This is a genomic window from Microbispora sp. NPDC046973, assembly GCF_040644495.1.
Classification (GTDB): domain Bacteria; phylum Actinomycetota; class Actinomycetes; order Streptosporangiales; family Streptosporangiaceae; genus Microbispora.
The window spans coordinates 53,222-78,606 of record NZ_JBEYWQ010000003.1 but is presented as its reverse complement, the minus strand read 5'-3'; the positions used below and the strand labels follow the sequence as shown (position 1 = coordinate 78,606).

At 72.3% G+C, this 25,385-nt stretch carries 27 protein-coding genes; 10 read left to right on the top strand and 17 right to left on the bottom strand.

Annotation, left to right across the window (positions count from 1 at the left end; all coding sequences use genetic code 11):
• Positions 1-32: 32 nt before the first annotated feature.
• Positions 33-1,088, top strand: a complete 1,056-nt coding sequence (locus ABZ860_RS07595) for an LLM class flavin-dependent oxidoreductase (RefSeq protein ID WP_357216481.1) — start codon at positions 33-35, stop codon at positions 1,086-1,088.
• 4 nt (positions 1,089-1,092) lie between these two features.
• Complete coding sequence (locus ABZ860_RS07590; RefSeq protein ID WP_357216478.1) at positions 1,093-2,130, top strand: alpha/beta hydrolase; 1,038 nt, start codon at positions 1,093-1,095, stop codon at positions 2,128-2,130.
• Positions 2,131-2,132: 2 nt separating this feature from the next.
• On the opposite strand, the gene ABZ860_RS07585 is transcribed toward ABZ860_RS07590, so the two are convergent.
• Positions 2,133-2,861, bottom strand: a complete 729-nt coding sequence (locus tag ABZ860_RS07585) for a class I SAM-dependent methyltransferase (protein WP_357216476.1) — start codon at positions 2,859-2,861, stop codon at positions 2,133-2,135.
• A 313-nt stretch (positions 2,862-3,174) separates the two neighbouring features.
• Here ABZ860_RS07585 and nagA point away from each other — a divergent pair, with 313 nt between their 5' ends.
• Complete coding sequence (nagA, locus tag ABZ860_RS07580) at positions 3,175-4,323, top strand: N-acetylglucosamine-6-phosphate deacetylase (RefSeq protein WP_357216474.1); 1,149 nt, start codon at positions 3,175-3,177, stop codon at positions 4,321-4,323.
• Positions 4,324-4,374: 51 nt separating this feature from the next.
• On the opposite strand, the gene ABZ860_RS07575 is transcribed toward nagA, so the two are convergent.
• Positions 4,375-4,758: a DUF6223 family protein gene (locus ABZ860_RS07575; RefSeq protein ID WP_357216471.1), complete on the bottom strand. Its 384-nt coding sequence runs from the start codon at positions 4,756-4,758 to the stop codon at positions 4,375-4,377.
• Between the two features lie 215 nt (positions 4,759-4,973).
• Here ABZ860_RS07575 and ABZ860_RS07570 point away from each other — a divergent pair, with 215 nt between their 5' ends.
• Positions 4,974-6,089: a histidine kinase gene (locus tag ABZ860_RS07570; protein ID WP_357216469.1), complete on the top strand. Its 1,116-nt coding sequence runs from the start codon at positions 4,974-4,976 to the stop codon at positions 6,087-6,089.
• On the top strand, positions 6,086-6,748 hold the full coding sequence (locus ABZ860_RS07565; RefSeq protein WP_357216466.1) for a response regulator transcription factor: 663 nt from the start codon (positions 6,086-6,088) through the stop codon (positions 6,746-6,748). Before ABZ860_RS07570 ends, ABZ860_RS07565 begins: the two co-directional genes overlap by 4 nt.
• 61 nt (positions 6,749-6,809) lie before the next feature.
• Here the strand turns inward: ABZ860_RS07565 and ABZ860_RS07560 are convergent, their stop codons facing one another.
• Positions 6,810-7,928, bottom strand: a complete 1,119-nt coding sequence (locus ABZ860_RS07560) for a GuaB3 family IMP dehydrogenase-related protein (RefSeq protein WP_357216463.1) — start codon at positions 7,926-7,928, stop codon at positions 6,810-6,812.
• A 33-nt stretch (positions 7,929-7,961) separates the two neighbouring features.
• Positions 7,962-9,443: an IMP dehydrogenase gene (gene guaB, locus ABZ860_RS07555; RefSeq protein WP_357216460.1), complete on the bottom strand. Its 1,482-nt coding sequence runs from the start codon at positions 9,441-9,443 to the stop codon at positions 7,962-7,964.
• Positions 9,444-10,020: 577 nt separating this feature from the next.
• Here guaB and ABZ860_RS07550 point away from each other — a divergent pair.
• Together ABZ860_RS07550 and ABZ860_RS07545 are read left to right on the top strand one after the other, a co-directional pair.
• On the top strand, positions 10,021-11,025 hold the full coding sequence (locus ABZ860_RS07550; protein WP_357216457.1) for a helix-turn-helix domain-containing protein: 1,005 nt from the start codon (positions 10,021-10,023) through the stop codon (positions 11,023-11,025).
• A gap of 84 nt (positions 11,026-11,109) precedes the next feature.
• A complete protein-coding gene (locus ABZ860_RS07545; protein WP_030508386.1) occupies positions 11,110-11,487 on the top strand; it encodes a DUF5319 domain-containing protein in 378 nt (125 codons plus the stop codon).
• On the opposite strand, the gene ABZ860_RS07540 is transcribed toward ABZ860_RS07545, so the two are convergent.
• The 5 genes from ABZ860_RS07540 to ABZ860_RS07520 all read right to left on the bottom strand — a co-directional run bounded on the left by ABZ860_RS07540 (position 11,448) and on the right by ABZ860_RS07520 (position 15,722).
• Positions 11,448-11,663, bottom strand: coding sequence for an anti-sigma-D factor RsdA (locus tag ABZ860_RS07540; protein ID WP_357216454.1), 216 nt, complete (start codon positions 11,661-11,663; stop codon positions 11,448-11,450). The two genes, ABZ860_RS07545 and ABZ860_RS07540, sit on opposite strands and share 40 nt — an antisense overlap.
• Positions 11,660-12,286: a sigma-70 family RNA polymerase sigma factor gene (locus tag ABZ860_RS07535; protein WP_030508385.1), complete on the bottom strand. Its 627-nt coding sequence runs from the start codon at positions 12,284-12,286 to the stop codon at positions 11,660-11,662. Before ABZ860_RS07535 ends, ABZ860_RS07540 begins: the two co-directional genes overlap by 4 nt.
• Positions 12,287-12,598: 312 nt before the next feature.
• Positions 12,599-14,224 carry a chaperonin GroEL gene (groL, locus tag ABZ860_RS07530; protein ID WP_357216453.1) on the bottom strand — a complete coding sequence of 542 codons (1,626 nt, stop codon included), beginning with the start codon at positions 14,222-14,224 and terminating at the stop codon, positions 12,599-12,601.
• 67 nt (positions 14,225-14,291) lie between these two features.
• A complete protein-coding gene (gene groES / locus ABZ860_RS07525; RefSeq protein WP_111699864.1) occupies positions 14,292-14,606 on the bottom strand; it encodes a co-chaperone GroES in 315 nt (104 codons plus the stop codon).
• A gap of 273 nt (positions 14,607-14,879) precedes the next feature.
• Positions 14,880-15,722, bottom strand: coding sequence for an NAD-dependent epimerase/dehydratase family protein (locus ABZ860_RS07520; protein WP_357216451.1), 843 nt, complete (start codon positions 15,720-15,722; stop codon positions 14,880-14,882).
• 140 nt (positions 15,723-15,862) lie between these two features.
• Here ABZ860_RS07520 and ABZ860_RS07515 point away from each other — a divergent pair, with 140 nt between their 5' ends.
• From ABZ860_RS07515 to ABZ860_RS07505, 3 genes are all read left to right on the top strand, one after another.
• The gene (locus ABZ860_RS07515; RefSeq protein ID WP_357216449.1) at positions 15,863-16,408 is read left to right on the top strand and encodes a MarR family transcriptional regulator; all 546 of its coding nucleotides are present in this window, start codon (positions 15,863-15,865) and stop codon (positions 16,406-16,408) included.
• 45 nt (positions 16,409-16,453) lie between these two features.
• Entirely contained in the window at positions 16,454-17,647 is a 1,194-nt protein-coding gene (locus tag ABZ860_RS07510) for a methyltransferase domain-containing protein (protein WP_357216447.1), read from the top strand.
• A 156-nt stretch (positions 17,648-17,803) separates the two neighbouring features.
• Complete coding sequence (locus ABZ860_RS07505; protein WP_357216444.1) at positions 17,804-18,742, top strand: hypothetical protein; 939 nt, start codon at positions 17,804-17,806, stop codon at positions 18,740-18,742.
• Between the two features lie 137 nt (positions 18,743-18,879).
• Here ABZ860_RS07505 and tsaD read toward each other — a convergent pair whose 3' ends face one another.
• From tsaD to alr, 8 genes are all read right to left on the bottom strand, one after another.
• Positions 18,880-19,908, bottom strand: a complete 1,029-nt coding sequence (gene tsaD / locus ABZ860_RS07500; RefSeq protein WP_357216441.1) for a tRNA (adenosine(37)-N6)-threonylcarbamoyltransferase complex transferase subunit TsaD — start codon at positions 19,906-19,908, stop codon at positions 18,880-18,882.
• Positions 19,905-20,393, bottom strand: coding sequence for a ribosomal protein S18-alanine N-acetyltransferase (rimI, locus tag ABZ860_RS07495; protein WP_357216438.1), 489 nt, complete (start codon positions 20,391-20,393; stop codon positions 19,905-19,907). Before rimI ends, tsaD begins: the two co-directional genes overlap by 4 nt.
• A gap of 19 nt (positions 20,394-20,412) precedes the next feature.
• Positions 20,413-21,135, bottom strand: a complete 723-nt coding sequence (gene tsaB / locus ABZ860_RS07490) for a tRNA (adenosine(37)-N6)-threonylcarbamoyltransferase complex dimerization subunit type 1 TsaB (RefSeq protein ID WP_357216436.1) — start codon at positions 21,133-21,135, stop codon at positions 20,413-20,415.
• A 113-nt stretch (positions 21,136-21,248) separates the two neighbouring features.
• Positions 21,249-21,803, bottom strand: a complete 555-nt coding sequence (locus ABZ860_RS07485) for a class F sortase (protein ID WP_357216433.1) — start codon at positions 21,801-21,803, stop codon at positions 21,249-21,251.
• A 2-nt stretch (positions 21,804-21,805) separates the two neighbouring features.
• Complete coding sequence (locus ABZ860_RS07480) at positions 21,806-22,444, bottom strand: hypothetical protein (RefSeq protein WP_357216430.1); 639 nt, start codon at positions 22,442-22,444, stop codon at positions 21,806-21,808.
• Positions 22,445-22,681: 237 nt separating this feature from the next.
• Positions 22,682-23,143 carry a tRNA (adenosine(37)-N6)-threonylcarbamoyltransferase complex ATPase subunit type 1 TsaE gene (gene tsaE, locus ABZ860_RS07475; RefSeq protein ID WP_357216427.1) on the bottom strand — a complete coding sequence of 154 codons (462 nt, stop codon included), beginning with the start codon at positions 23,141-23,143 and terminating at the stop codon, positions 22,682-22,684.
• Complete coding sequence (locus ABZ860_RS07470; RefSeq protein WP_357216424.1) at positions 23,140-24,192, bottom strand: alpha/beta hydrolase; 1,053 nt, start codon at positions 24,190-24,192, stop codon at positions 23,140-23,142. The genes tsaE and ABZ860_RS07470 overlap by 4 nt, the downstream gene beginning before the upstream one ends.
• Positions 24,193-24,217: 25 nt before the next feature.
• Positions 24,218-25,363, bottom strand: a complete 1,146-nt coding sequence (gene alr / locus ABZ860_RS07465) for an alanine racemase (protein ID WP_357216422.1) — start codon at positions 25,361-25,363, stop codon at positions 24,218-24,220.
• Between the last annotated feature and the right edge of the window lie 22 nt (positions 25,364-25,385).

The following is a 25,385-nucleotide window of genomic DNA, read 5'->3' as shown; positions in this document are numbered from 1 at the left end:
CGCCGTGACCTGATCCGAAGAAAGGACCGCACATGTTCCACGGCCTGTCCCTGCTGCCCGACTGCGCGCCCGCGACCAAGGCGCCCGACGACTACTTCCGCGACGTGCTGCTGCTGAGCCGCCTCGCCGACCAGGGCGGCATGAGCCACGTGAAGATGACCGAGCACTACCTCGGCGCCTACGGCGGCTACTGCCCGAGCCCACTGGCGTTCCTGTCCGCGGTGGCCGCCGCCACCAGCCGGATCCGCCTCATGACGGGCTGCGTGCTGCCGGTCTTCCACCACCCCGTACGGCTCGCCTCCGAGGCGGCGATGGTGGACGCGATCAGCGGGGGACGGCTCGACGTCGGCTTCGCCCGCGCCTACCTGCCGCAGGAGTTCGAGGTGTTCCAGGTGCCGATGGACGGAAGCAGGGAGCGCTTCACCGCGACCGTGGAGACCGTGCTGCGGCTGTGGACCGAGGAACGGGTCAGCGTGGACACGCCGTTCTTCCGGTTCGAGAACGTGACGATCCTGCCCCGGCCCGTGCAACGCCCCCACCCGCCGGTGTGGGTCGCGGCGGTGCGCTCGCGCTCCAGCTTCGCCTGGATCGGCGAGAGCGGCCACAACCTGCTCGTCACCCCCGCCCTCACGCCGCTCGCCGAGATGAGCGACCACATCGCCGTCTACCGCGAGGCGTACGCCGAGGCGGGGCACCCGGGCTCCCCCCAGGTGGTGGCGAGCCTCCCGCTGTACGTCGGTGACAGCGACGAGGAGGCGCGGCGGACCGCCGACCCGCTGCTGCGGGCCTACCTCGACGTGTGGGCGTCGGCCACCGATTCCTGGTTGTCGGCCGCGTCGGCGGACTACACCGGCTACACGGGCATGAGCCGGGCCATCCGGGCGCTCGACCCCGGGACGTTCCGGACCATGGGCAGCGCCGTCGTCGGCGCCCCCGCCACCGTCGCCGAGCGCGTCGAGGAGATCGCCGAGGTGCTGGGCGTCGACGGCTTCCTGTGGCAGATGGACTTCGGCGCCGTGCCCGGGCAGGTCGCCGTGGCGAGTCTCGAACGGTTCCTGGACAAGGTGCTCCCGAGCCTTCAGGGGTGAGTTGATGACAAGAAACGTGTTCATGCGCGCCCTGCTGGCCGGGGTGGCGCTGCTGCTCCTCACCGGCCTGCCCGCGCGGCCCGCCGCGGCCTCGGCCACCGGATGCCGTCTGGTGTCCGTGCCGGTCACCCTGGCCGCCCAGAAGACGACGCTCCGGGGGACGCTGTGCCTGCCGTCGGGACAGGCTCCGGCCGCCCTGCAACTGCTGCTCGCCGGCGCCACCTTCGACCAGGCGTACTGGCTCACCCCTGCCGACGCGCACACCCGCCCGTACGTCCGTTACATGACCGACGCCGGATACGCCGTGCTCGCCCTCGACCGGCCGGGCAGCGGCCTCAGCGACCGTCCGCCCGCGCAGGACGTCACGCTGAGCACAGAGGTCGAGGCGATCCACGAAGTGGTGGGCCTGCTGCGGGCAGGGAAGGTCGACGGCCACGCCTACGGCCGGGTGATAGGCGTGGGCCACTCGTTCGGCTCCAGCGTCCTGGTGACCGACGCGGCCCGGCACGGCGACCTCGACGCGGTGGTGGCGAGCGGCTTCGTCCACTCCGTCGGGCCCAGGCTGGACGCCCTCAACGCGGCCATCGTGCCCGCCGCCGACGACCCGGTCCTCGGGCCGAGGCGACCGCCGGCGGGATATCTGACGACCCGGCAGGGCAGCAGGGCCGGGCTGTTCCTCGACACCGCGGACGCCTCACCGGCGATGCCCGCGGTCCTGGAGCTGACGAAGGCGACGATGACGAGCGGCGAGCAGGCGACGCTCGCGGAGGCCGGCGATCCGGCGATCTCCGGCGCCGTCCGCGTCCCCGTCCTCGTCGCGGTGGGGCAGCACGACGACCTGTTCTGCAACGGGCCCTACCTGCAGTGCACCGACGCCGCCGCCGTCAAGACCTGGGAGAGCTGGTTCTATCCGGCCGAGGCCCGGCTGGAGACCTTCGTGCTCGCCGGGGCCGGGCACGCGCTCAACCTGCACCGCAACGCCGGGGACTTCTTCGCCGCCGTACGCGGCTGGCTGGACGGGCTGTCCCCCACCGGCCCCTGATCTCAGGGACGCGTGCAGGCGACCATCGACGTACGGGCGTGCGGCCCGCCGTACCAGAACCTCCAGCCGAGGTCGTAGACCTCGACGTCGGCGGCGCCGCACTCCCTGAGCACCTCGGCGTACCGGCGGGCGTTGCGGAAGTCGGCGATCCGCAGCAGGCCGCCCGGTTTGAGCACGCGGAAGGCCTCGCGCACCGCCTCCGCGCGGCCCTCCTCCTGGGGGATGTTGTGGATCGCGAGGCTGGAGACGACCAGGTCGAACGCGGCGTCGTCGAACGGGAGGTCGCGCATGTCACCGGTGACCAGGTCGATCCGGTCGGCGACCCCCTCCGCGCGCGCGTTGGCCCAGGTGGCGTCCTGGCTGTTGCCCGACTGGTCCTTGGCCGACCACAGGTCGATGCCGGTGGCCCTGCCGGACGACAGCCGCGCCGCGGCCTTGAGCAGCACCAGGCCGCGGCCGCAGCCCAGGTCGAGGACCTGCTCGTCCCCCGTCAACCCGAGCCGGTCGAGTTCGGCGTCCCAGACCGCGAACTTGCCGCGAAGAGTGGTGTTCGCGAACAGCGCCGCGCCCACGACCAGCGCGACCCCGCCCACGAGGAGCACGACGGCCGGGATCGGCCAGCCGATCCCGAAGAGCACGGCGGCGAGTGCCAGCTCGGCGATGCCGCCCAGGGTCAGTCCGGCCAGCACGCCGGGGGCGTCCACCCCATAGTTCGCACGCGGATTTACCACCGTTAGTTCTTACCTCTGACTTACCTGTCATGTACAGGGTTTCTCGGGGGAATGATCCGGATTTTCGATCGATGCCCCCTGACGTGCGCCGAGTGCCGCGACATGCCGTCCCCTGGGCGCGTGACGTGCTCTTTCCGGTTCCCCTCGTAAGCGGGCTATAGCTTTTCGGCCGTTATTCACGTCCCTTGAGGGCTTATCGGTCCAATGGGCGCTTTTTGCTGTGATGACCGTCCTATCGGCGCACTCCCGCGTACGGCGGGGAGCCACCGGACCCGGAGCGGCGGGCACGCGCCGTACGCGGGAGGATGGCGGCATGAGCGTGACTCTCTCCGATGCCCGCGTCGTCACTGCCGACGGCGTCCACGACGGCTGGCTCACCATCGAGGACGGCAGGATCACCCACATCGGGCGCGGGCAGGCCCCGCGCGACGGGCACGGCCTGAGCGGGCGCACCGTCGTCCCCGGCTTCGTCGACATCCACAGCCACGGCGGCGCCGGCGGGAGCTTCCCCGACGGCGACCCGGAGACCGCCGCCGCGGTCGCGGCCTTCCATCTCAGCCGCGGCTCGACCACCCTCGTGGCGAGCCTCGTCACCGCCGCGCCCGACACGCTCGCGCGGGCCGCCGCGACGCTCGCCGACCTGTGCGAGCAGGGCCTGCTCGCCGGCATCCACTTCGAGGGGCCCTACATCGCCAGGTCGCGCTGCGGCGCGCACGAGCCCACGCTGCTGCGCGAGCCCGACGTGGCGGAGTTCCGGGCGCTGGTGAAGGCCGGGCGGGGCCACGTCCGGATGCTGACGATCGCGCCCGAGCTGCCGAACGCGCTCGACGTGATCAGGGACGCCGCCGCCGAGGGCGTCGTCTCCGCGCTGGGCCACAGCGACGCGACCTACGAGCAGACGATCGAGGGGATCGACGCCGGGGCCAGCGTGGCCACCCACCTCTACAACGCGATGCCGCCGCTCGGCCACCGCGCACCCGGACCGATCGCCGCCCTGCTCCAGGACGAGCGGGTGACCGTCGAACTGATCAACGACGGCGTCCACGTCCATCCGGCGATGCTGCGCCTGGCCATGCACGCCGCGGGCCCGGGCCGTACGGCGCTGATCACCGACGCGATGGCGGCGGCGGGCATGGGCGACGGGCGCTACCCGCTCGGCCCGATGACCGTCGACGTCGTGGACGGGGTGGCCAGGCTCGCCTCCGACACCCCCGGAGGGGGCTCGATCGCCGGCAGCACGCTCACGATGGACGTGGCCTTCCGCCGCACCGTGCGGGAGGTGGGGCGCTCGCTGGTGGACGCCGCGCTGATGGCCTCGCTCACCCCCGCCCGCGTCCTCGGGCTGGACGGCGAGATCGGCTCGATCACGGTCGGCAAGTACGCCGATCTCGTGGTGCTCGACGACGACCTGCGCGTGGGCGGCGTGATGAAGCGCGGCGCCTGGGTCCGCCGGCCTTCCTAGCCGCACCGGCCCAAGGCCCGTCCTGGGCATCGGGCGAGCCGTCCTGGCCGGTCAGCCGGTTCGGCGGGATCGGGTCAGCGCCAGCCCGCCGACGACCACGCCGGCCAGCCCCACCACCAGGGCGAAGTAGCCCCCGACTATTCCGTAGCCGGTGCCGGGACCACCGTCGGCGGCGGCCACGACCAGCCCGCCGACGACCGCGCCGGCCAGCCCGGCCACCAGGGCCACGACGGCCCCGCGTCTCGCGTCGCCGATACGGATCCGGCCGGCGGAGCGGGCCAGCGCCAGCCCGCCGACGACCACGCCGGCCAGCCCCAGCAGCATGGCCGCCATGGCCCACAGACGTCCGGCGGTCAGGGTGTAGGCGCCGACGCCGGCGGACTGAGCCACGTGCAGGGCGTTCGCGGCGGCGGCAGGCAGATGATGGACGGACATGAGGTGCTCTCCTCCTACGACGGGGACATCACCTGATCGTGTCCGCCGGACCCGCCGCCGGTCGTCCGCCGCGAGCGGGCGATCGGCGCTGCCGCCGGTGCCGCACCCGGCTGCCGCGGACGCGGCAGGAGCCGTGGAAGTACCGCGGGTGCGGTAGGCCGCCTATCACCCGCGCGGAGGAGCCGCCCATGCGCACATCCGGCTAGGGTGCGCGCATGAGGACAGTCCGGGCCGGTGTCACAGACTGGGCGATCGCCGTCTGCGTGACGGCGGCGCTGCTGGTCACCGGGCTGTCCAAGCAGCATGCCGCGACGGACCTCGACCCGGTCGGCTACACCCTGCTGGTCGCCGGCGGCCTGGCACTGGCCGCGGGCCGCAGGGCGCCGGTTCCCGTCCTGGCCGTGACCGGGCTGTGCGCGGTGGGTTACCAGGCGGCCGGCTTCGACGTGCCCGCCGTCGCGTACCTGTTCGCGGTGTACGCCGCGATGCGGGCAGGACACCGCGTCGTCACGGTGGCGGCGAGTGTGACGATGCTGGTCGCCCTCCCCCTCGCGGCGATGGCCTCGGGCCTGCACGACACGGGCGCGGCGCTCGCCCAGGCCCGCGGCGCCCTGGAGCTGGCCTGGCTGATCGCGGCCGGCGCGGCGGGTGAGGCGCTGCGGCAGGCCGAGCGCCGGGCGGACGAGGCCGAGCGCACCCGTGAGGAGACCGCGCGGCGCCGGGCGGACGAGGAGCGGCTGCACATCGCGCGGGAGCTGCACGATTCGCTGACCCACCAGATCTCGGTGATCAAGGTGCAGGCCGAGGTCGCCGTCCACGTGGCCCGCAGGCGGGGTGAACAGGTGCCGGAGGCCCTGCTGGCGATCCGGGAGGCCGGTCGTGAGGCGGCCCGCGAGCTGCGGGCGACTCTGGAGGCGCTGCGCGACGACGGCGTGAACCCGATACGTGGGCTCGACCACGTCCCGGACCTGGTGCGACGGGCCCGGGCGACCGGTCTGGACGCGACGCTGACGATCGAGGGACACCGGGACGGCGTGCCGGCCGCGGTGGACCGGACCGCGTACCGGATCGTCCAGGAGTCACTGACCAACGTCGCCCGGCATGCGTGCGCCACCACCGCGGCGGTCCGGATCGACCACCGTCCCGACGCCCTGGTCATACAGGTCGACGACGATGGAAAGGCCACTCCCGACGCCGCGCCCGTGCCCGGTGTCGGGCTGCTCGGGATGCGCGAACGGGTCACCGCCCTCGGCGGTCGCCTGCGCGCGGAGCCGCGCGGCGAGGGCGGCTTCACCGTCCACGCCGAACTCCCGGTGGACCGGACGCCGTGATCCGGGTCCTGCTGGTCGACGACCAGCCGCTCCTGCGCAGCGGATTCCGCGCGCTTCTCGACCTCGAAGACGACATCGAGGTGGTCGCCGAGGCCGGCGACGGGGTGGAGGGCCTGGCACTGGTCAGGGAACACCTGCCCGACATCGCTCTCATCGACATCCAGATGCCGGTCGTCGACGGCATCGAGGCGACCCGGCGTATCGCCGCGGACCCGGCCCTGGCCGGGGTGCACGTCGTCATCCTCACCAACTACGGGCTGGACGAGCACGTCTTCGACGCGCTGCGCGCCGGCGCCGCCGGCTTCCTCGTCAAGGACATCGTGCCGGAGGACTTCCTGCACGCCGTACGCGTCGCCGCGCGCGGTGACGCCCTGCTCGCGCCGTCGGTCACCCGCAGGCTGATCGACCGGTTCGTCACCCAGCCGCTCCATCCGGGCGCCGGCGTGGAGCTGGAGGAACTGACCAACCGCGAACGCGAGGCCGTCGCACTGGTCGCCCACGGGCTGTCCAACGACCAGATCGCAGCCCGGATGGTGATCAGCCCGATGACCGCCAAAACCCATATCAACCGGGCCATGGCCAAGCTGCACGCCCGTGACCGCGCGCAGCTGGTGGTCTTCGCCTACGAATCCGGCCTGGTGACCCCGCGCGGCCGCTGACGCGGGGCCGGGTGTCCGAAGGGGGGCCGGGCCCTGCGGCCCGGCCCTTCCCGGCGACGGCTCAGCGCTGCGGCGGGGCGACGACCACCTCGACGCGCTGGAACTCCTTGAGGTCGGAGTAGCCGGCGGTGGCCATCGTGCGGCGCAGTGCGCCGAGCAGGTTCATCGAGCCGTCGGCCAGCGACGACGGACCGTGCAGGATCTCCCGCAGCGTGCCGATCGTGCCGAACTCGACCCGCTTGCCGCGCGGCAGCTCGGGGTGGTGGGCCTCCGACCCCCAGTGGAACCCGCGGCCGGGGGCCTCGCTGGCCCGCGCGAGGGGCGAGCCCACCATGACGGCGTCGGCGCCGCAGGCGATCGCCTTGGCGATGTCGCCGGAGCCGCCCATGCCGCCGTCGGCGATGACGTGGACGTAGCGGCCGCCCGACTCGTCCATGTAGTCGCGGCGGGCCGCGGCCACGTCGGAGATCGCGGTGGCCATCGGCACGACCACGCCCAGCACGTTGCGGGTGGTGTGCGAGGCGCCGCCGCCGAACCCGACCAGCACGCCGGCCGCGCCGGTCCGCATGAGGTGCAGCGCCGCGGTGTACGTCGCGCAGCCGCCCACGATCACCGGGACGTCGAGCTCGTAGATGAACTGCTTGAGGTTGAGCGGCTCGGCCCGGCCGGAGACGTGCTCGGCGGAGACCGTCGTGCCGCGGATCACGAAGATGTCCACGCCCGCGTCGATCACGGCCTTGTGGTGCTGCACGGTGCGCTGCGGCGACAGCCGTACGGCGGTCGTGACGCCGGCGGCGCGGATCTCCTCGATGCGCCGGCCGATCAGCTCGTCCTTGATCGGCGCGGTGTAGATCTCCTGCAGCCGCCGGGTCGCGGCGGCCGTGTCGAGGGTGGCGACCTCCTCCAGCAGCGGCGCCGGGTCCTCGTAGCGGGTCCACAGCCCTTCGAGGTCGAGCACGCCGAGGCCGCCCAGGCGCCCGATCTCGATGGCCGTCTGCGGCGACACGACGCTGTCCATCGGGCTCGCCACGAGCGGAGAGTCGAATCGGTAGGCGTCGATCTGCCAGGAGATCGACACCTCCTCCGGGTCGCGGGTGCGCCGGGAGGGCACGATGCCGATCTCGTCCAGCGCGTAGGCACGCCGCCCGCTCTTGCCGCGCCCGATCTCCACCTGTGTCATATCGCCTGTTCTTTCCGTTTCTTCCGGTACGAACTATCGCCCGTGGTAGTTCGGAGCCTCGACCGTCATCTGGATGTCATGCGGGTGGCTCTCCTTGAGCCCGGCCGCGGTGATCGGCATGAGCTGCGCCTTCTCGTGCAGCTCCTGGATCGTCCGGGAGCCGGTGTACCACATGCCCTGCCGCAGGCCGCCGACCAGCTGGTGGGCCACCGCCGCGACCGGGCCGCGGTAGGGCACCTGGCCCTCGATGCCCTCGGGGATGTACTTGTCCTCCCCGGACACGTCGGCCTGCGCGTACCTGTCCTTGCTGAACGACGCGCCGCCGCGCTCGCGGTTGCGCACCGCGCCCAGCGACCCCATGCCCCGGTACGACTTGAACTGCTTGCCGTTGATGAAGATCAGCTCACCGGGCGACTCCTCGCAGCCGGCCAGCAGCGAGCCGAGCATGACCGTGTCGGCCCCCGCGGCCAGCGCCTTGGCGATGTCGCCCGAGTACTGCAGGCCGCCGTCGCCGATGACCGGGACGCCGGCCGGGCCGCACGCCAGCGCGGCCTCGTAGATGGCGGTGAGCTGCGGGGCGCCCACGCCCGCCACGACCCGGGTGGTGCAGATCGAGCCGGGCCCGACGCCCACCTTGACCGCGTCGGCGCCCGCGTCGACCAGCGCCTGCGCGCCCGCGCGGGTGGCGACGTTGCCGCCGATGACGTCCACCCGGCCGTTGGCCTTGATCTTGGCGATCATGTCGCACACGCCGCGCGAGTGCCCGTGGGCGGTGTCGACGATGATGACGTCCGCGCCCGCCTCGATCAGCGTCATGGCGCGCTCCTCGGCGTCGCCCGCGACGCCCACCGCCGCGCCGACCATCAGGCGGCCGTCGGCGTCCTTGGTCGCGATCGGGTACTGCTCGCTCTTGGTGAAGTCCTTGACCGTGATGAGGCCCTGCAGGCGGCCGGCCTCGTCCACCAACGGGAGCTTTTCGACCTTGTTCTGCCGCAGCAGCCGGAACGCCTCGTCGCGGTCGACGCCCACCGGCGCCGTCACCAGCGGCATCGGGGTCATGACGTCGCGCACGGCCCTGCTCTGGTCGCTCTCGAACCGCATGTCGCGGTTGGTGACGATGCCCACGAGCACGCCGTCCGCGTCGGTCACCGGGACGCCGGAGATCCGGTAGGTCGCGCACAGCCGCTCGACGTCGGCGAGGGTGTCCTCGGGAGAGCAGGTGACGGGGTTGGTCACCATCCCCGCCTCCGACCGCTTGACCAGGTCGACCTGCTGCGCCTGCTCGTCGATCGAGAGGTTGCGGTGCAGGATGCCGATGCCGCCCTGCCGGGCCATGGCGACCGCCATGCGCGCCTCGGTGACCGTGTCCATCGCGGCCGACACCAGCGGGATGCGCAGCGTGATGGTGCGGGACAGCCGCGTCGTGGTGTCCGCCTCCCCCGGCTGCAGGTCCGAATAGGCGGGAACGAGGAGCACGTCGTCGAACGTGAGTCCCGGTTCGGTGAACTTGGCCATCTGTTGCACCCCTCCTGCCGTGCGGGTCCCTCGCCAGACCCGAGGTCAGTCTAATGGGCGCCCCAAACCGCATCCGGCAGACCTGTCAAGGGGGAGGACACAAAAAGTGGGGGGACCGGCTTCCGGTCCCCCCACTTCCCCGCGTCGCGCCCGCCCCGCCCGTCGAGCCCCCCTCCGCGCCCGGCAGACGAGGCGTTCCCGGCTAACGCTGGGTCAAGAATGCGTCACGCAGCGTCCTCGCGCAATGGCGTAACGTGCAACTGCACAAAGATGCATTTCCTGTCTTTCGAAACTACTCCCGAAACAAATGCGAACCGTCACATCCATACAAAAGCCGCCACACTCGGCTCTGCCAAATGTGTGAAGGGCACGGACAGCGCGGAAAATCCGAGCTATTCTCGCGACCCGTAGCGAGGGCGGGGATGGAGCGGAAGTCGGCGCACCGAACGCCGGAAACGTTTTCGCCAGGGATCGGCGATCCCGTGGACCAGTGCGCCAGTGGTCCAGCGATCCCGAGGACCAGTGCGACCGATGCGATCAGCACGCCGCGACCAGTGCGACCACCGACGGAGCGAGCATGAGTACGACGCGCAACGCCGCCTCCCAGGCCGACCCGTTCGAAAGCCTCGGCCTCTCCCACGACCAGGCGGCCCTCTACACGGCCGTGCTGCGACTGCATCGCGCCACGCTGACCGAACTGGCCGAGGCGGTCGACCGGCCCGCCGAGGAGGTGCTCGACGCCCTGGACGGGCTCGTACGGCTCGGCGCGGTGAACCGGCGGCGGGAGGAGTTCCTCGCCCTGCATCCGGCCGCGACGATCGGGCGACTGGTGGCCGAGAGGCTGGATCGCATGGCCCGGGAGACCCGCCAGATCGACGAGGTGCTGGCCGCGGCGGGCCGCCTGACCCACCACTACGACGCGGGCCGCGACTGGCGCAGCGGGCGCTTCTCTGTCGAGCCGGTGAGCGGCGCGGACGAGCTCTGCGAGAGCGTGATCGGCCTCGCCCTGCAGGCGCCCCCCGCGGAGCTGGTGATGGCCGTGCCGGACCGCCGCACCATGGTCAGGTTCGCGGACGGGTACGGCGCCCAGTGGATCCAGGCCGCCGCGGACGGCATCCTGCGCCCACGGATGGTCGTCGCGCTCGACGCCGTGTCCGCGCCGGCCATGCGGGAGGTGTGCGCACGGTTCTCGGCGGCGGGCGCGGGGCTGCGCGCCCTCGACGCGGTGCCGAGCTGGTTCTTCGCGCTCGGCGACGGCACCGCCGGGCTGCCCGCCGAGTGGGGCGTTCCGCTGCCCGAGCACTCCTACAACTGCTACCTGGTCCACGCCCCGGTGGCCGTGGGGGCGCTGCGGGCGCTGTTCGAGGAGCTGTGGGCCCGGGCCGCGCCGATCTCCCCGCACAACAACGCCCTGCAGGTGCTGCGGCTGGCCGCGCACGGCCTGTCCGACGACGCCATCGCCCGCCACCTCGGGGTCTCCGTACGCACAGTGCGCGCGAGGTTCGCCGAGGCGATGTCGGAGCTGGGGGCCCAGTCCCGCTTCCACGCCGGGGTGGAGGCCGCCCGCCGCGGCTGGCTGTGACGCCCGCGTCGCGGGGCACGGCCCGACGAGCGGATGAGGCGCACTTATCCTCGTGGAGGGGGCCGTGGTCATAAGGTGGGATGCGTGCTGGAAGACGTCCCCCGCGACCCGTTCGCGGATGACCCCAACGACCCCGCGGCGGAGCTTGGAGCGCCCGACGACGTGGAGCCGCTGACGCTCGCGGAACGCGACGAGGCGCTGACCGATCTCGCCGACGTGGAGGTCTTCCGTTCCCTGCTCGAACCCCAGGGCGTGCTCGGTCTGGTCCTCGACTGCCCGGAGTGCGGCGAACAGCACTACTTCGACTGGGACCTGCTGCGCGGCAACCTGCGCCAGATGATCGACAACGGCCGGCCGCAGGTCCACGAGCCGGCCTACCAGCCCGACCCGGCCGACTACGTCAGCTGGGAGTACGCCCGGGGTTACGTGGACGGCGTGATCGACACGGAGGAGAGCCGCTGACTGTCCACGTCGGCCACGAGCGCGCCGAGCAACCGGACGGCGGCGTCCGTGCCGCCGACCGGCTCGCGGCGGGCGAGCGCGTCGAGGACGGCGTCCGTCCGCAGTACTTCGCCCTCCACGTCGGCATCGCCGTACGACCCGAGGTGGCGAGCCGTACGACGACGTTTCGTGGTCACGCAATCGACTCCAGCTCGGCCAGCTGCCTGAGCCTGGCGAGCGCACGATGCTGCGCGACCCGGACGGCACCTGGTGACATGCCGAGTACATTACCCGTCTCCTCGGCGGACAGGCCCGAGACCACCCGCAGAATGAGGAGCTCGCGTTGCGTGTCCGGGAGCCGGGCGAGCAGGTCGCGGGCGTGCTGCGCCTCGATGTAGCGCACCACCGTCTCCTCCGGCCCGGGGCCCTCGTCGGGTCCGTCCGGCAGGTCCTGCGTCGGCACGGCCGAGCGGACCGAGCTGCGCAGGGCGTCGGCCACCTTGTGGGAGGCGATGCCGAAGACGAACGAGGCGAACGGGCGGCCCATGTCGCGGTAGCGCGGCAGCGCCGACAGCACCGCGATGCACACCTCCTGGGCCACGTCGTCGGCGATGTGGTACTGACCGGACACCCTGCCCAGTCGAGCCCTGCAGTAGCGGACCACCATCGGGCGCAGATGTCCCAGCAGTGATTCGATCGCGGTGCGATCTCCCTGTACGGCAAGGCTGGTCAGTTCCCTGAGGTCGGGCTCATCCGATCTCGTCGCAAGCCTTACCCCAGTTGCGGCGTCGGCGACGCATCCCTCGGTCACGTTAGGCATGATGCCCGTCGCGATCGTTCATGTCGTCATGGTTAACGGCTACGGATTGGTCACATTGACGCGTCGATAACGTTCCGTAATCAACTGATCACTCGTCCGTTGGAACATTCCAACCGGAATGCCCAAAACGAGGGATATACGCCTGACGGCTTGACACGGAAAAAGAAGCATGCGGGTCGTTCGCATTGCCCGCGAACCGGCTTCGCCTCCGTCGGCCGCTCCGCGTACGGGACGGGCGGGGCCGGAAAAGCATGCGCCCCGCGGTCCACCCTTGCGGGCGGGCGCGGGGCGCGATGCGCGGAAGGCGCGGGATCAGTGGCCGTGACCGTGGCCGTGGCCGTGACCGCCGTTGGCGGCCGGAGCCTCCTCCTCGGGCTTGTCCACGACGAGGGCCTCGGTGGTGAGCAGCATGCCGGCGATGGACGCGGCGTTCTGCACGGCCGAGCGGGTCACCTTGACGGGGTCGATGACGCCCTGGCCCACCAGGTCGCCGTACTCGCCGGTGGCGGCGTTGAGGCCCTCACCGGCGTTCATCGCGGCGATCTTGGTGGTGACGACGTAGCCCTCCATGCCCGCGTTCTCGGCGATCCAGCGGGCGGGCTCGATCAGCGCCTTGCGGACGATCGAGACACCGGTGGCCTCGTCGCCGGTCAGGCCCAGGTCGTCGAGCTCCTTGGACACGTGCACGAGCGCGGAGCCACCGCCGGAGACGATGCCCTCCTCGATCGCGGCGCGGGTCGCGGAGATCGCGTCCTCGAGGCGGTGCTTCTTCTCCTTGAGCTCCACCTCGGTGGCGGCGCCGACACGCAGCACGCACACACCGCCGGCCAGCTTCGCGAGACGCTCCTGGAGCTTCTCGCGGTCCCAGTCGGAGTCGGACTGCTCGATGGCGACCTTGATCTCGCGGACGCGGTCCTCGATCGCCTGGGCGTCGCCGGCACCGTCCACGATCGTGGTGGTGTCCTTGTTGACCACGACGCGGCGGGCCGTGCCGAGCACCTCGAGGCCGACGTGCTCCAGCTTGAGGCCGACCTCCTCGCTGACGACCTGGCCGCCGGTGAGGATGGCGATGTCCTGCAGCATCGCCTTGCGACGGTCGCCGAAGCCGGGGGCCTTGACGGCGACGGAGGTGAAGGTGCCGCGGATCTTGTTGGTCACCAGGACGGCCAGGGCCTCGCCCTCGACGTCCTCGGCGATGACCAGCAGCTGGCGCTTGCTCTGGGCGACCTTCTCCAGCAGCGGCAGGAAGTCCGCGATGGAGGAGATCTTGCCCTGGGTGATGAGGATGTAGGGGTCCTCGAGGACCGCCTCCATGCGCTCGGAGTCGGTCACCATGTAGTGCGACAGGTAGCCCTTGTCGAACTGGAGGCCCTCGGTGAACTCCAGCTCCAGGCCCATCGCGTTGGACTCCTCGACGGTGATGACACCGTCCTTGCCCACCTTGTCGAACGCCTCGGCGATCAGGCCGCCGATCTTCGCGTCCTGCGCGGAGATCGTCGCGACGTTGGCGATCTCCTTCTTGTCCTCGACGTGGCGGGCGCTGCCGAGCAGCCGCTCGCTGACGGCCTGCGCGGCCTTGTCGATGCCGCGCTTGAGGCCGAGCGGCTGCGCGCCGGCGGCCACGTTGCGCAGGCCCTCGCGGACCATGGCCTGGGCCAGGACGGTCGCGGTGGTGGTGCCGTCACCCGCGATGTCGTTGGTCTTGGTCGCCACTTCCTTGGCGAGCTGGGCGCCAAGGTTCTCGTACGGCTTGTCCAGCTCGACCTCGCGAGCGATGGTCACACCGTCGTTCGTGATCGTCGGGGCACCGAACTTCTTGTCGATGACGACGTTGCGGCCACGGGGGCCGAGCGTCACCTTGACGGCGTCGGCGAGAGCGTTCACACCACGCTCGAGAGCGCGCCGCGCGTCCTCTTCGAACTCCAGGATCTTCGGCATTCAGGTCTCCTTGTGAGCGCGCGGAGCCCCGGGCACGTGGTCCCGGGGCTCCACAAGCCGGCGCGGCCTACTTCTCGATGATGGCGAGCACGTCGCGGGCCGAGAGCACCAGGTACTCCTCGCCGCCGTACTTGACCTCGGTGCCGCCGTACTTGCTGTAGAGGACGACGTCGCCCTCCTTGACGTCGAGCGGAATGCGCTTCTCGCCGTCCTCGTCCCAGTTGCCCGGACCCACAGCGAGGACACGGCCCTCCTGCGGCTTCTCCTTGGCGGTGTCCGGGATGACCAGGCCGGAGGCGGTGGTCTGCTCGGCCTCAAGCGGCTGGACCACGATGCGGTCGCCAAGCGGCTTAACGGGAACCTTGGTGGCGGTCGTCACGATCGGACCTCCCCTTCAGATTGCGATGAATGAGCTGAAGAGGCGACCAGCGGCCTGCCGTCGCGGGTGTCAGACCTGTCTCGTCGCTGTTGGCACTCTCGATGGGAGAGTGCCAACACGAAACAGTATGCAAGTGGCGCGTGACAGTCAACACGAACCGGCATCGCAGGTCAGACGCATCTCGCGGCAACGCGCCCGAGATCAGTCGTTCAGCCGTCCGCCGCGCCGGCGTCACCGCCGCCCCTTCCGCCGGACCGGCGCCTCCTCCGGGGACGGTCAGGCGCGCGAGGCGTACGAGCCGGAGCGGACGTCGTCGACGATGCCGGGGCGGCTCGGCTGCCAGCCGAGGACCTTCCTGGCGAGGTCGCCGCTCACCACCTGGCTCAGGGCCAGCCCCTCGGCGAACGGGCGGCCGAGCGCCTCGCTCGCCTCGTCGATCGGCCACGGCACGGCCTTCCCCGTACGGCCCGCGGCCGCCGCCACGTCGGCGACGCTCACCGCCTCCTCGGCGACGGCGTGGAAGAGGCTCCCCGGCGCCGCCCGCTCGATCGCGAGCACGAGCAGGTCCGCCAGGTCGTCGACGTGCACGGTCGCCCAGGTCGGCACCGGGCCGCCCGCGTGGACGTACCGGCCGTCCTCCTGCCCCGGGGCGGTGAGCACCGTGGGGATGCCGGCGCCCCGGCCGTACACGACGCCGGGCCTGACGACCACGCCGCCCGCGTCCAGCACCAGCTTTTCCACCCGCGGCCGGTAGCGGGAGGCCGTGATGGGGTTGACCGGCGCGTCCTCGCCCGCCGCCTCGGTCGTGGTGCCGAGCACCCAGACGCCGCTGGTGTAGACGAGCCGGGCGCCCCCTCCGGCCAGCGCCTCGATCGCCGCGACGTCCACCTCCTCGTCCCCGGTGGGGTTGGCGGCGTGCACGACGACGTCGATGTCCGGCGTCACCGCCTTCTTCAGGGTCTCGGGTTCGTGGAGGTCGCCGTGGCGCACCTCACCCGGTACGGCGGTGTCGCGGGCCCTCGGCCGGGCGAGCGCGACCACCTCGTGGCCGCGTTCGCCGAGGCGCTCCGCCAGCGCCGAACCGATGTACCCCGTCGCGCCGAGCACCAGGACCTTCATCTTTTCCACCTCGAACACTTCGATGCTTGACTGTTCGACGCAGAAGCTAGCGCATCCCCTGCTTACATTTCAACGTCGAAGCGTCGGTTACCATGACCTGTGGAGGAGGAGCGGCGAGGAGGACCCAGGCCGCGCGCGCTATGAACGACACCCTCACGAACGAACCCCTCACGAAGGACACCGCCGGCAACGACGCCGTCGACCAGATCCTCGGCCAGTGGGCCCGGGTGCGCCCGGACGTGGACTGCTCGGCGATGGGAGTGGCCGGGCGGATCTCCCGCGCGTCGCGCCTGCTGGAGAAGGGCATCAAGGAGTACTTCGCCGGACACGACCTCGAACCGTGGGAGTTCGACGTGCTCGCGACCCTCTTCCGGTCCAACCCCGATCACCGGCTCTGCATGAGCGATCTCGCCACGGCCGCGATGGTCAGCTCCGCGGCGCTCACCAACCGGGTGGACCGCCTCGTCGCCAGAGGCCTGGTGCACCGGGAGGTCTCGCCGTCCAACCGCCGCATGGTCCTGATCACCCTCACCGACGAGGGCCGGGCTGTGGTCGACGCCCTGCTGGAGGGTCACGTGGCCAACGAGGACCGGCTGCTGTCCGGCCTCACCGGCGAGGACCGGGCCCAGCTGTCCGGACTGCTCTGCAAGCTGCTCACCTCGCTCGGCGACGTCGGCTCCTGCTGACCGCGGGGCCGACGTGCGCGCCGGGCAGGCGGTAGCGTCGCGGGCGTGGACCTGGACGCCTTCCGCACGCTGCTCACGCCCGCCGGGCGCGGGGCCCTGGACGAGGCCGTGAAGATACTCGCCGACGGCGCCGACCCCGTGGCCGCCGCGAGCGCGCTGCGCCGCAACCACCCGGCGGATCTGGCGGCGGCGGCGCTCACCCAGGCGTCGCTGCGACGGCGGGCCGAGGCCAAGTTCGGCCCCGACGCCGCGGTCATGTACTTCACCCCCCACGGGCTTGAGCAGGCCACGCGCCCCGAGGTCGCCGCACACCGCGCAACCAGAATCCGGGCTGCCGGAGAACCGGACGGCGGCCCTGCCGTGCTGGACGTCTGCTGCGGGATCGGTGGGGACCTGCTCGCGCTGGCGAGGGCGGGCTGCCGGGTGGACGCCCTGGACCTCGACCCGCTGACCGTGGAGATCGCCCGCGCCAACGCGGCGGCGCTCGGCCTGTCCTCCCTGGCCGGCGTCCGCACGGGCGACGCCGCGCTGGCCGACCCCGGCCGCTACGGCCTGCTGTTCGCCGACCCCGCCAGAAGGGGGGCGAGGGGACGGACCTTCGACCCGATGGCGTACTCCCCCACGTGGCCGGTCGTGCTCGACCTGGTGGCCCGCGCCCCGGCGGCCTGTCTGAAGGTGGCCCCCGGCATCCCGTACGAGTTCATCCCGGAGGGCGCCGAGGCCGAGTGGGTGTCGTACCGCGGCGAGGTGAAGGAGGCCGCGATCTGGACCGGGATGGGGGCCGGCGGCCGGCGCGCCACCCTGCTGCCGTCCGGGGCCACGCTCACGGCGTCCGGCGCGGAGGCGGAGACCGGGCCGGTGAGCCGTTACCTCTACGAGCCCGACGGCGCCGCGGTGCGGGCCCACCTTGTGGCCGAGGTCGCCGCCCTCGTGTCGGGCCGCCTCCTCGATCCGCGAATCGCCTACATCACGAGCGACCGTCTCGTACGCACGGACTGGGCGCCCTGCTACGAGGTGACCGACGTCATGCCGTTCTCGCTCAAACGGCTGAGAGCGGTGCTGCGCGAACGGCGCGTCGGCGCGGTCACCGTCAAGAAGCGCGGGTCCGCCGTCGACGTCGAACGGCTGCGCAAGGATCTGCGGCTTTCCGGCGGCAATTCCGTCGTGATCGTGCTCACCCGCATCGAGGAACGGCCGTTCGCCCTGCTGTGTCAGCCCGTGACCAGCACAGACGGGTGAAATCGGAACAATACACCGGCAATTACCGCCTTTCTCATTCCACGCCTGATGGCCGCGGGTCAGGGCCTAAAGTTGGCCGTCGGGCGTGCCGCCTGTTCGTTCATCTGCGCGAGACCGGGCCGAACCGATGTTTCGGCGAGTGAAGGAGCATTCTCGGTGGAGCATTCCAGCCACAACCTCCTCCAGGCGGGCAGCCAGACCGCCATCTCCGACCGGATGCGCGAACTGCTCGCCCGTGCGGCCCAGGACCACGTCTACGAGCAGCGGACGCAGGGCGCCGTGCTCGACGAGATCCGCCAGCGGCTGGAGGGCATGGAATGGCTCCTGCGCGAGGTGCGCGAGCGTGAGCTGGGCGGCCTCGGCGTGGCACTCGAGGCGATCACCCAGCGGCTCGACGACATGACGGTCAGGCCGCCCGCATGGGCGGAGGGGCTGGCCCAGCACATGGAGCTGCTGCGCGACCACGTGGACGAGGTCGGCGGCAGGACCCAGGGTCTCGCCGACCGGATGGCGGACGTCGCGCACCGGCTCGGCAAGTTCCAGGGAAGCATGGAGGCCGCCGCCGGGCGGTTCACCCGGATCGACAAGGTTCTCGCCGCGCTCACCGAGCGCACCGAGCGGCTGGAGGCCGTCGTCGTCGAACGGCTGGACTCGGTCGGGGGCCGGATCGAGGCGGTGGAGAACGGGGTCGAGGCGGTCGGCGAGCGCGTCGGGAGCCTGCCCGCCGAGCTCGGCATCGGGGAACTGCGCGGCACCGTGGCCGGCCTCGGTCACGCCGTCGAGGGCATGGACGCCAGGGTGACCGCGCTGGGCGCCGGCGTCGGGGACGTCGCCGCCGGCGTGGACGAGATGAGCACCACCATCGCGGGCATGAACGCCGACCTCACCCTGGCGGCGGGGGCCGTCGTGCCCCTCGCGGACGCGGTGCGCAGCAGGCCCGACCGCGAGCAGATCGCCGAGACCGTCTCGGACGCGGTCACCCGCGCCATGGAACCGGCGCGGGGCGACGTGGCCCGGCGGCTCGCCGCCCTGGAGGAGACCATGCTGGCGCTCGCCGAGGTCCTCCTGCGCCCCGCCCGCGGCCACGCGGACTGAGACCCCCCACGGCCAGGCCGACTGAGAACCACCCGCGGTCACGCCGGCCGAGACCCGCACACGCCGCCCCTGCGCCCCTGTCGCCGCGAGCGGACAGTCGCCGCGACGGACGACACAGGCGCGCGGGGCGGCGGCGATCAGACGTTGACGACGGTGATCGGCAGCGACGAGTCGGCGGGGATCTCCAGGGTGGAGGGCTTGGCGCCCGCCGCCACCAGGTCCGCGCCGAGCGCCGCCACCATCGCGCCGTTGTCGGTGCACAGGCCGGGCCGCGGCACCCGCAGGCGCACCCCGGCCGCGTCACAGCGCTCCTGGGCCAGGGCGCGCAGCCGGGAGTTGGCGGCCACACCGCCCCCGATCAGCAGGTCCTTCACGTCGTAGCGGGCGCACGCCTGCAGGGCCTTGCGGGTGAGCACGTCCACGACCGCCTCCTGGAACGACGCGGCGACGTCGGCCACGGGCACCGTCTCGCCCGCCGCCTCGCGGGCCTCGACCCACCGCGCCACGGCCGTCTTCAGTCCCGAGAAGGAGAAGTCGAGGGTGCCGTCGTCGTACTTGCCGCGCGGGAACGCCACCGCCGCGCCCGAGCCCTCGCGGGCGGCCCGGTCGATGTGCGGCCCGCCGGGGAACGGCAGCCCGAGCACGCGGGCCACCTTGTCGAACGCCTCCCCGGCCGCGTCGTCCACGGTGGACCCGAGCGAGATCACGTCCCGCGCCACGTCGGGCACCAGGAGCAGCGAGGAGTGCCCTCCCGAGACCAGCAGCGCGATCGACGGCTTGGGCAGCGGGCCGTGCTCCAGCTGGTCCACGGCGACGTGCGCGGCGAGGTGGTTGACCCCGTAGAGCGGGACGCCGAGCCCCAGCGCGTACGCCTTGGCGGCGGCCACGCCGACGAGCAGCGCACCCGCGAGGCCGGGGCCCGCGGTGACGGCGACCGCGTCGATGTCGGAGAAGCGCAGCCCCGCGGCGGCCAGCGCGCCTTCGACCGTGGGCGTCATCGCCTCCAGGTGGGCCCGCGAGGCCACCTCGGGGACCACGCCGCCGAAGCGGGCGTGCTCGTCCATGCTGGAGGCGATGGTGTTGGCCAGCAGCGTGTGGCCGCGGACGATGCCCACGCCCGTCTCGTCGCAGGAGGTCTCGATCCCCAGCACGATCGGCTCGCTCATGCCCCGCCCCCCAGATCTCCGTGTTGCGGCCCGAGGTCCTTCACCATCGTGATGGCGTCGGTGCCGTCGTCGTAGTAGCGCCGTCGCAGGCCCAGCCGCCGGAAGCCGAACCGCTCGTACATCGCCTGCGCGGGCGGGTTGTCGGCGCGCACCTCCAGGAACACCGAGGCCGCGCCGCGCCGTGCGGCCTCGGTGAGCAGTTCGTCCATCAGCGCGGTCCCGATGCCGGCGCGCCGGTGATCGGCGAGGACCGCGATCGTCTGGACGTCGGCCTGGTCGCCCGCCGCCGCCAGGCCGGCGTACCCCACGACCCGGTCGCCGACCTCGGCGACGACGTAGTGCCGGGTGCGCGGCTGGTCGGCCAGCTCGCCGCGCATCATGGCCTCGCTCCAGGCGTCCGCGGGGAAGGTGGTGCGCTCGATCTCCATCACGACGGGCAGATCCTCGCGGGTCATCCGGCGCAGCACGACCTCGGCCTGCCTCACGACGTCCCCCCGCGGCGGATCACGCCGTCACCCGCTTCGGCGCTCCCGGCACCTGCGCGTCGGGACGCCGCAGGTAGATGGGCCGCGGCGGGCCGAGCACGGCCAGCTCCCGCGCCTTCTCGACCGAATCCACGCGTCCCTCGGGCACCCGGGCGATCTGCGCCGCCTCCTCCTCGCTCAGCGTCGCGAGGTGCTCGGCCGCCAGGGCCGCGAGCGCTCCGGCCGAAGGATGTTCGGGACCCCGCACCCGATCGGCGCCGATGACGTCGGCGTACATGGCGCCGCCCGCGCCGATCACGGGCAGCTCCCCGGGCAGGTCGTGCGGCCGGTCCACGCGCGGCCCGTCGAGCCGCGTGCGCGGGTCGCCGTACCGCGCCCAGAAGACCTCCTTGCGCCGCGCGTCTGTCGCGACGAGGAACGGCCCGCTCTCCCGCGCGGCGTACGCGATCGCGTCGAGCGTGCACACTCCGAACGCCGGCACACCGGCGGTCATGGCCAGCGCCGTCGCCGTCATCAGGCCGACCCGCAGGCCGGTGTACGGCCCGGGGCCGGTCCCGGCGACGATGGCGGTGACGTCCCTGAGCGTCGCGCCGGATTCGCGCAGGACGTGCTCGACGGCGGGTGCGAGGAGTTCCCCGTGCCGCCGCGCGTCGATCGTCGTCGACTCCGCCACCACGCGCTCGCCGTCGTAGAGCGCGGCGGTGACGGCGGGAGTGGCGGTGTCGAAGGCCAAGACAAGCACGGAGGTCAAGCGTAGTCGCTGTGCGGAGGCGGACGACCACACCGGCCCGGGCCGTTCGTCCTCGTCGCCGCGACGGTCCCGGCCCACTCGGCCCATTCGGCGCCGGAACGGCGTCAGGCGGCGCGGATCAGGGAGGCGTAGACGATGACGTTGTCGCGGTACTCGTGCCGCGACCAGTCGAAGTTCCCCCCGCAGGTGATCAGGCGCAGGCCGTCCTCGGTGTAGACGCGCTCGGCCGGGAACTCGTCCTTCGGCACGCGCTCCACCGAGTCGACCCGGTAGGAGGCGGTCTTGCCGTCGCTGCGCACCACCTTCACGACCTCTCCCTGGCGCAGGTCGCGCAGCCGGTAGAAGACGGCGGGAGCGGTCTTGGTGTCCACGTGGCCGATGATCACGGAGGCGCCGGGGTCGCCCGGCACGGCGCTTCCCGTGTACCAGCCCGCGGTGGACGGCTTGTCGAACGGCGGCAATTCGACGTCGCCTTCGTCGGACAGGCCGAGCTTCATCAGGGGGGCCTTGAGGTGCAGCGCCGGGATGTCGATCCGCCTGGGGACGACGGAGGACCTGGCGGCGGACTGGTCCTTCATCCCCTTGCCGCCGGCGACCGCGGCGAACACGAGTCCGGTGACCACCCCGGCGATGATCACCCCCCGGGTGGACAGCGCCAAGGTCAGGCTCCGGAGCGCCTGCGGGCCACGCCGATGCCGACGCCGAGCGCGGCCAGCAGCACGACGACGGTCACGCCCGTCGGCAGGCCGGAGTCGTCTTCGGGGCCCCCGGCCGCCGTGCCGCCGCCGCCCGCGTGCGGCGCCCGGGTGGGAATCCTCGTGTGGTCCTCGGTGTGGTCCGGCTCCGGCGCGACGATCCTGAACGACGTGCTGCCGATGTCGTTGGTGGCCTCGCAGCGCACCTGCACGCGGTAGCCGCCCGCCTTGGCCCCGGCCCTGATGGTCGCGCTGCCGCGCACCATCGGCACGGTCGCGGCCGGGGTGGCCGACGGCGGCGCCGGGGCCACCAGCGTGACGAGGCCGGTGAAGGCGTCGGACCGGGCGGTCGCCCGATACTCCGTGCCGCCCTGGGGCAGCGGGCACCTGGCGGTGATGTGGATGCTCTTGGTCGACCCGCCGACGATCCGCTTCGGATCGACCTCCACCCGCACGTCCTGCCGCGAGATCGAGACGAGCGGCGTCGGCAGGGCCGGGGTAAGCGTCATCGTGGGGTCGGCGGAGACCGTCTCGGCCGACGCGGTGCAGCCCAGCGCGCCGAACAATAAAGCTCCCCCGACGGCGACCTGCGTGATCCTGCTCAACGGCACACCTCTTCCACGCCGGTCCCTTACCCAGAAAATCCTTACCGACGCATTGCCGAGGATCTTCCTTCGCCTCGATGATCCACAGGAACGCGGACAGGCGTCAAGGACTGTGCGGCGGACCGGTCTGGATCGCGTACGGACGATGTCCGGCTTGTCCCCGCAGGTCCTTGTCGCACGCCAGAGTCCAGATTGCGGACCTTTATGGGGCTCCGGGCGGCTCCGGGCGGAGGGTGCTCAGGCGAGGGAGAGCCCCGACCAGCGCGGGCCCACGCCCGTCACCCGCACGCGGCGCTCCTCATCCTCGGCGCCCCGCTCGACGTGGATCTCCAGGCGGTCTTCGGACAGGCCCTCGACCAGACCCTCGCCCCACTCGACCACGGTCACGGACTCCTCCAGCGAGGCGTCGAGGTCGAGATCGTCCACCTCGAGCGTGCCGCCCAGCCGGTAGGCGTCCGCGTGCACGAGCGCGGGCCCGCCCGACAGCGACGGGTGGACCCGGGCGATCACGAACGTCGGGGACGTGATCGGCCCCCGCACCTTCAGGCCCTCCGCGATGCCCTGCACGAGCGTCGTCTTCCCCGCGCCCAGCGGCCCGCTCAGCACGACCAGGTCTCCGGGAGCGAGCAGCGCGGCCAGCCGCGCTCCCAGCGCCCGGGTCTCCTCGGCGGTCGTGGCCGGGAACTCGGCCGTGGTCACGTGTTGCCCCTCTCGGCCCGCTTCAGCAGCTCGCGCAGCGCCTCGTTCACGGCGTCGGGCCGTTCGAGCTGCACGAGGTGCGAGGTCTCCGGCACGATGGTGAGCTGCGCGGTCGGCACGGCCGCCGCGATCGCCTTGCTGTGGTCGAGCGGCGTCAGCCAGTCGCGCTCCCCCACGATGATCGCCGTGGGCACCTTGTTGAGCACGTCGAGCGCGGTGAGCTTGTCGTGCGTCATCAGCGCCGGGTAGAAGTCGGCGATCACCTCGGAGGGTGTCGCCCTGATCATCGACTCGACGAAGTCCACGACGGTCGGGCTGACGTTCTTGGAATCGCCGAACCCGAGATGGCGCAGCGCCAGGAAGGACAGGTCGGTGCCGGCCTCGCGGCCCCGGTCGACCAGCGCACCGCTCCTGCGCATGATCGACACTGCCGACGGCACCGCGAGGTTGACGAGCTTGGAGACCAGGGCGGGCAGGCCCAGCGTGATCTCGGCGAGCTTGCCCGCCGAGGTCGCGACCAGCGACACGCCGCGGATCTTGTCGCCGAACAGCTCGGGCCGCCGCTCCGCCAGAGCCATGATCGTCATACCGCCCATGGAGTGGCCCACCACCACGCACGGCCCCGGGACGAGCTCCTCGAGCACCAGCGCGAGGTCCTCGCCGAGGCGCTCGATCGTGCAGTCGCTGGCCAGCGCGCGGGCGGACTGGCCGTGGCAGCGCTGGTCCCACAGCACCAGCCGGTAGGAGTCCCGCAGGTCGCGCCGCTGGTAGTGCCAGGAGTCCGAGGACAGGCAGTAGCCGTGGCACAGCACCACGGTCAGCGGCGCGTCCTCCACCCCGTCGATCTCGGCATGGATCTCCACGCCGTCCGAGGTCGTGAGCGTCAGCGAACGTCCGTGCAGCTCGCCGAAGGGCTCACTCGCCTCCAGGTCAGGCCGCAGGCGGATGCGGCCGACGGCGTACCTCTTGGCGAGCGTGGCCGCCGCCACTCCCGCCGACGCCGCGCCGAAGACCGCTCCGGCGATCCCGACCTTGCGACGTGTGCTCATGCCCTGCCCTCCTCGCAGCCGCGGCTCAGCGTCCGTCCGTATGGACGCGAGGCACGCGGGATCCGATCCTGGTCACGATCTCATGGGTAATCGTGCCCAGGGAATCCGCCCATTCCTGACAAGTGGGCTCGCCATTGTCTCCGGGGCCGAAAAGGATCACCTCGTCCCCCGATTCCGCCGGATCGTCACCGAGGTCGATGACGAACTGGTCCATGCACACTCGCCCGGCGATCCGCCGCCGCCGGCCCGCTGCCAGCACCTCCGCCCGGTTGGTCCCGTTTCGCAGGATGCCGTCCGCATACCCGAGAGGGACGAGGCCAAGCGTGGTCTCACGTTCCGTGACGTACAGGTGCCCGTACGACACGCCCGAGCCCGGGGCCGCCCGCTTGACCTGCGCGAGCCTGGCCGTCAGCGTCATGGCGGGGCGCAGCCCGAAGTCGCCCAGCTCGGGGATCGGGCTCAGGCCGTAGACCGCGATGCCCGTGCGGACCATGTCGTACCTCGCCCGCGGCAGCGTGACGGTCGCGGCCGAGTTGGCGAAGTGACGGATCGCGTCGCTCGGCACGCCCGCCTTGTCGGCGACGGCGAGCGCCTCCTCGAACGTCGTGAGCTGGCTCTCGATGGAGGGGTGGCCCGGGATGTCGGCGCAGGCGAAGTGCGACCACAGCCCGGCGATCTCGATGGCCCCGCTCGCGCGCGCGGCGAGCGCGTGCTCGACCAGCGACGGCCAGTCCGCCATCGCCGCGCCGCCGCGGGAGTTGCCGGTGTCGGCCTTCAGGTGCACGCGGGCGGTGCGCCCGGTGCGCCGGGCGGCCTCGACGATGTCGTCCACGACCCACGTCGCGCCGGCCGACAGCTCGACGTCCGCGAGCAGCGCGGCGTCGAGCGGCTCTCCGGGAGTGATCAGCCAGGACATGACCGGCGCGGTGACCCCCGCCTCGCGCAGTGCCAGCGCCTCGCGGACGAAGGCCGTGCCGAGCCGGCTCGCGCCCGCCTCCAGGCACGCCTTCGCCACCGGCGCCGCGCCGTGGCCGTACGCGTCGGCCTTGACGACGGCCATCATGTCGGCGCCGGCGGCCGACTCTGCGAGCAGCCGCACGTTGTGCCTGATGGCGGACAGGTCCACGCGTGCCTCGGCGGGGGTGGCGGGGCGCACGGTTGAGAAGCTCATTTTTCCAGTGTGTCAGGTGGAC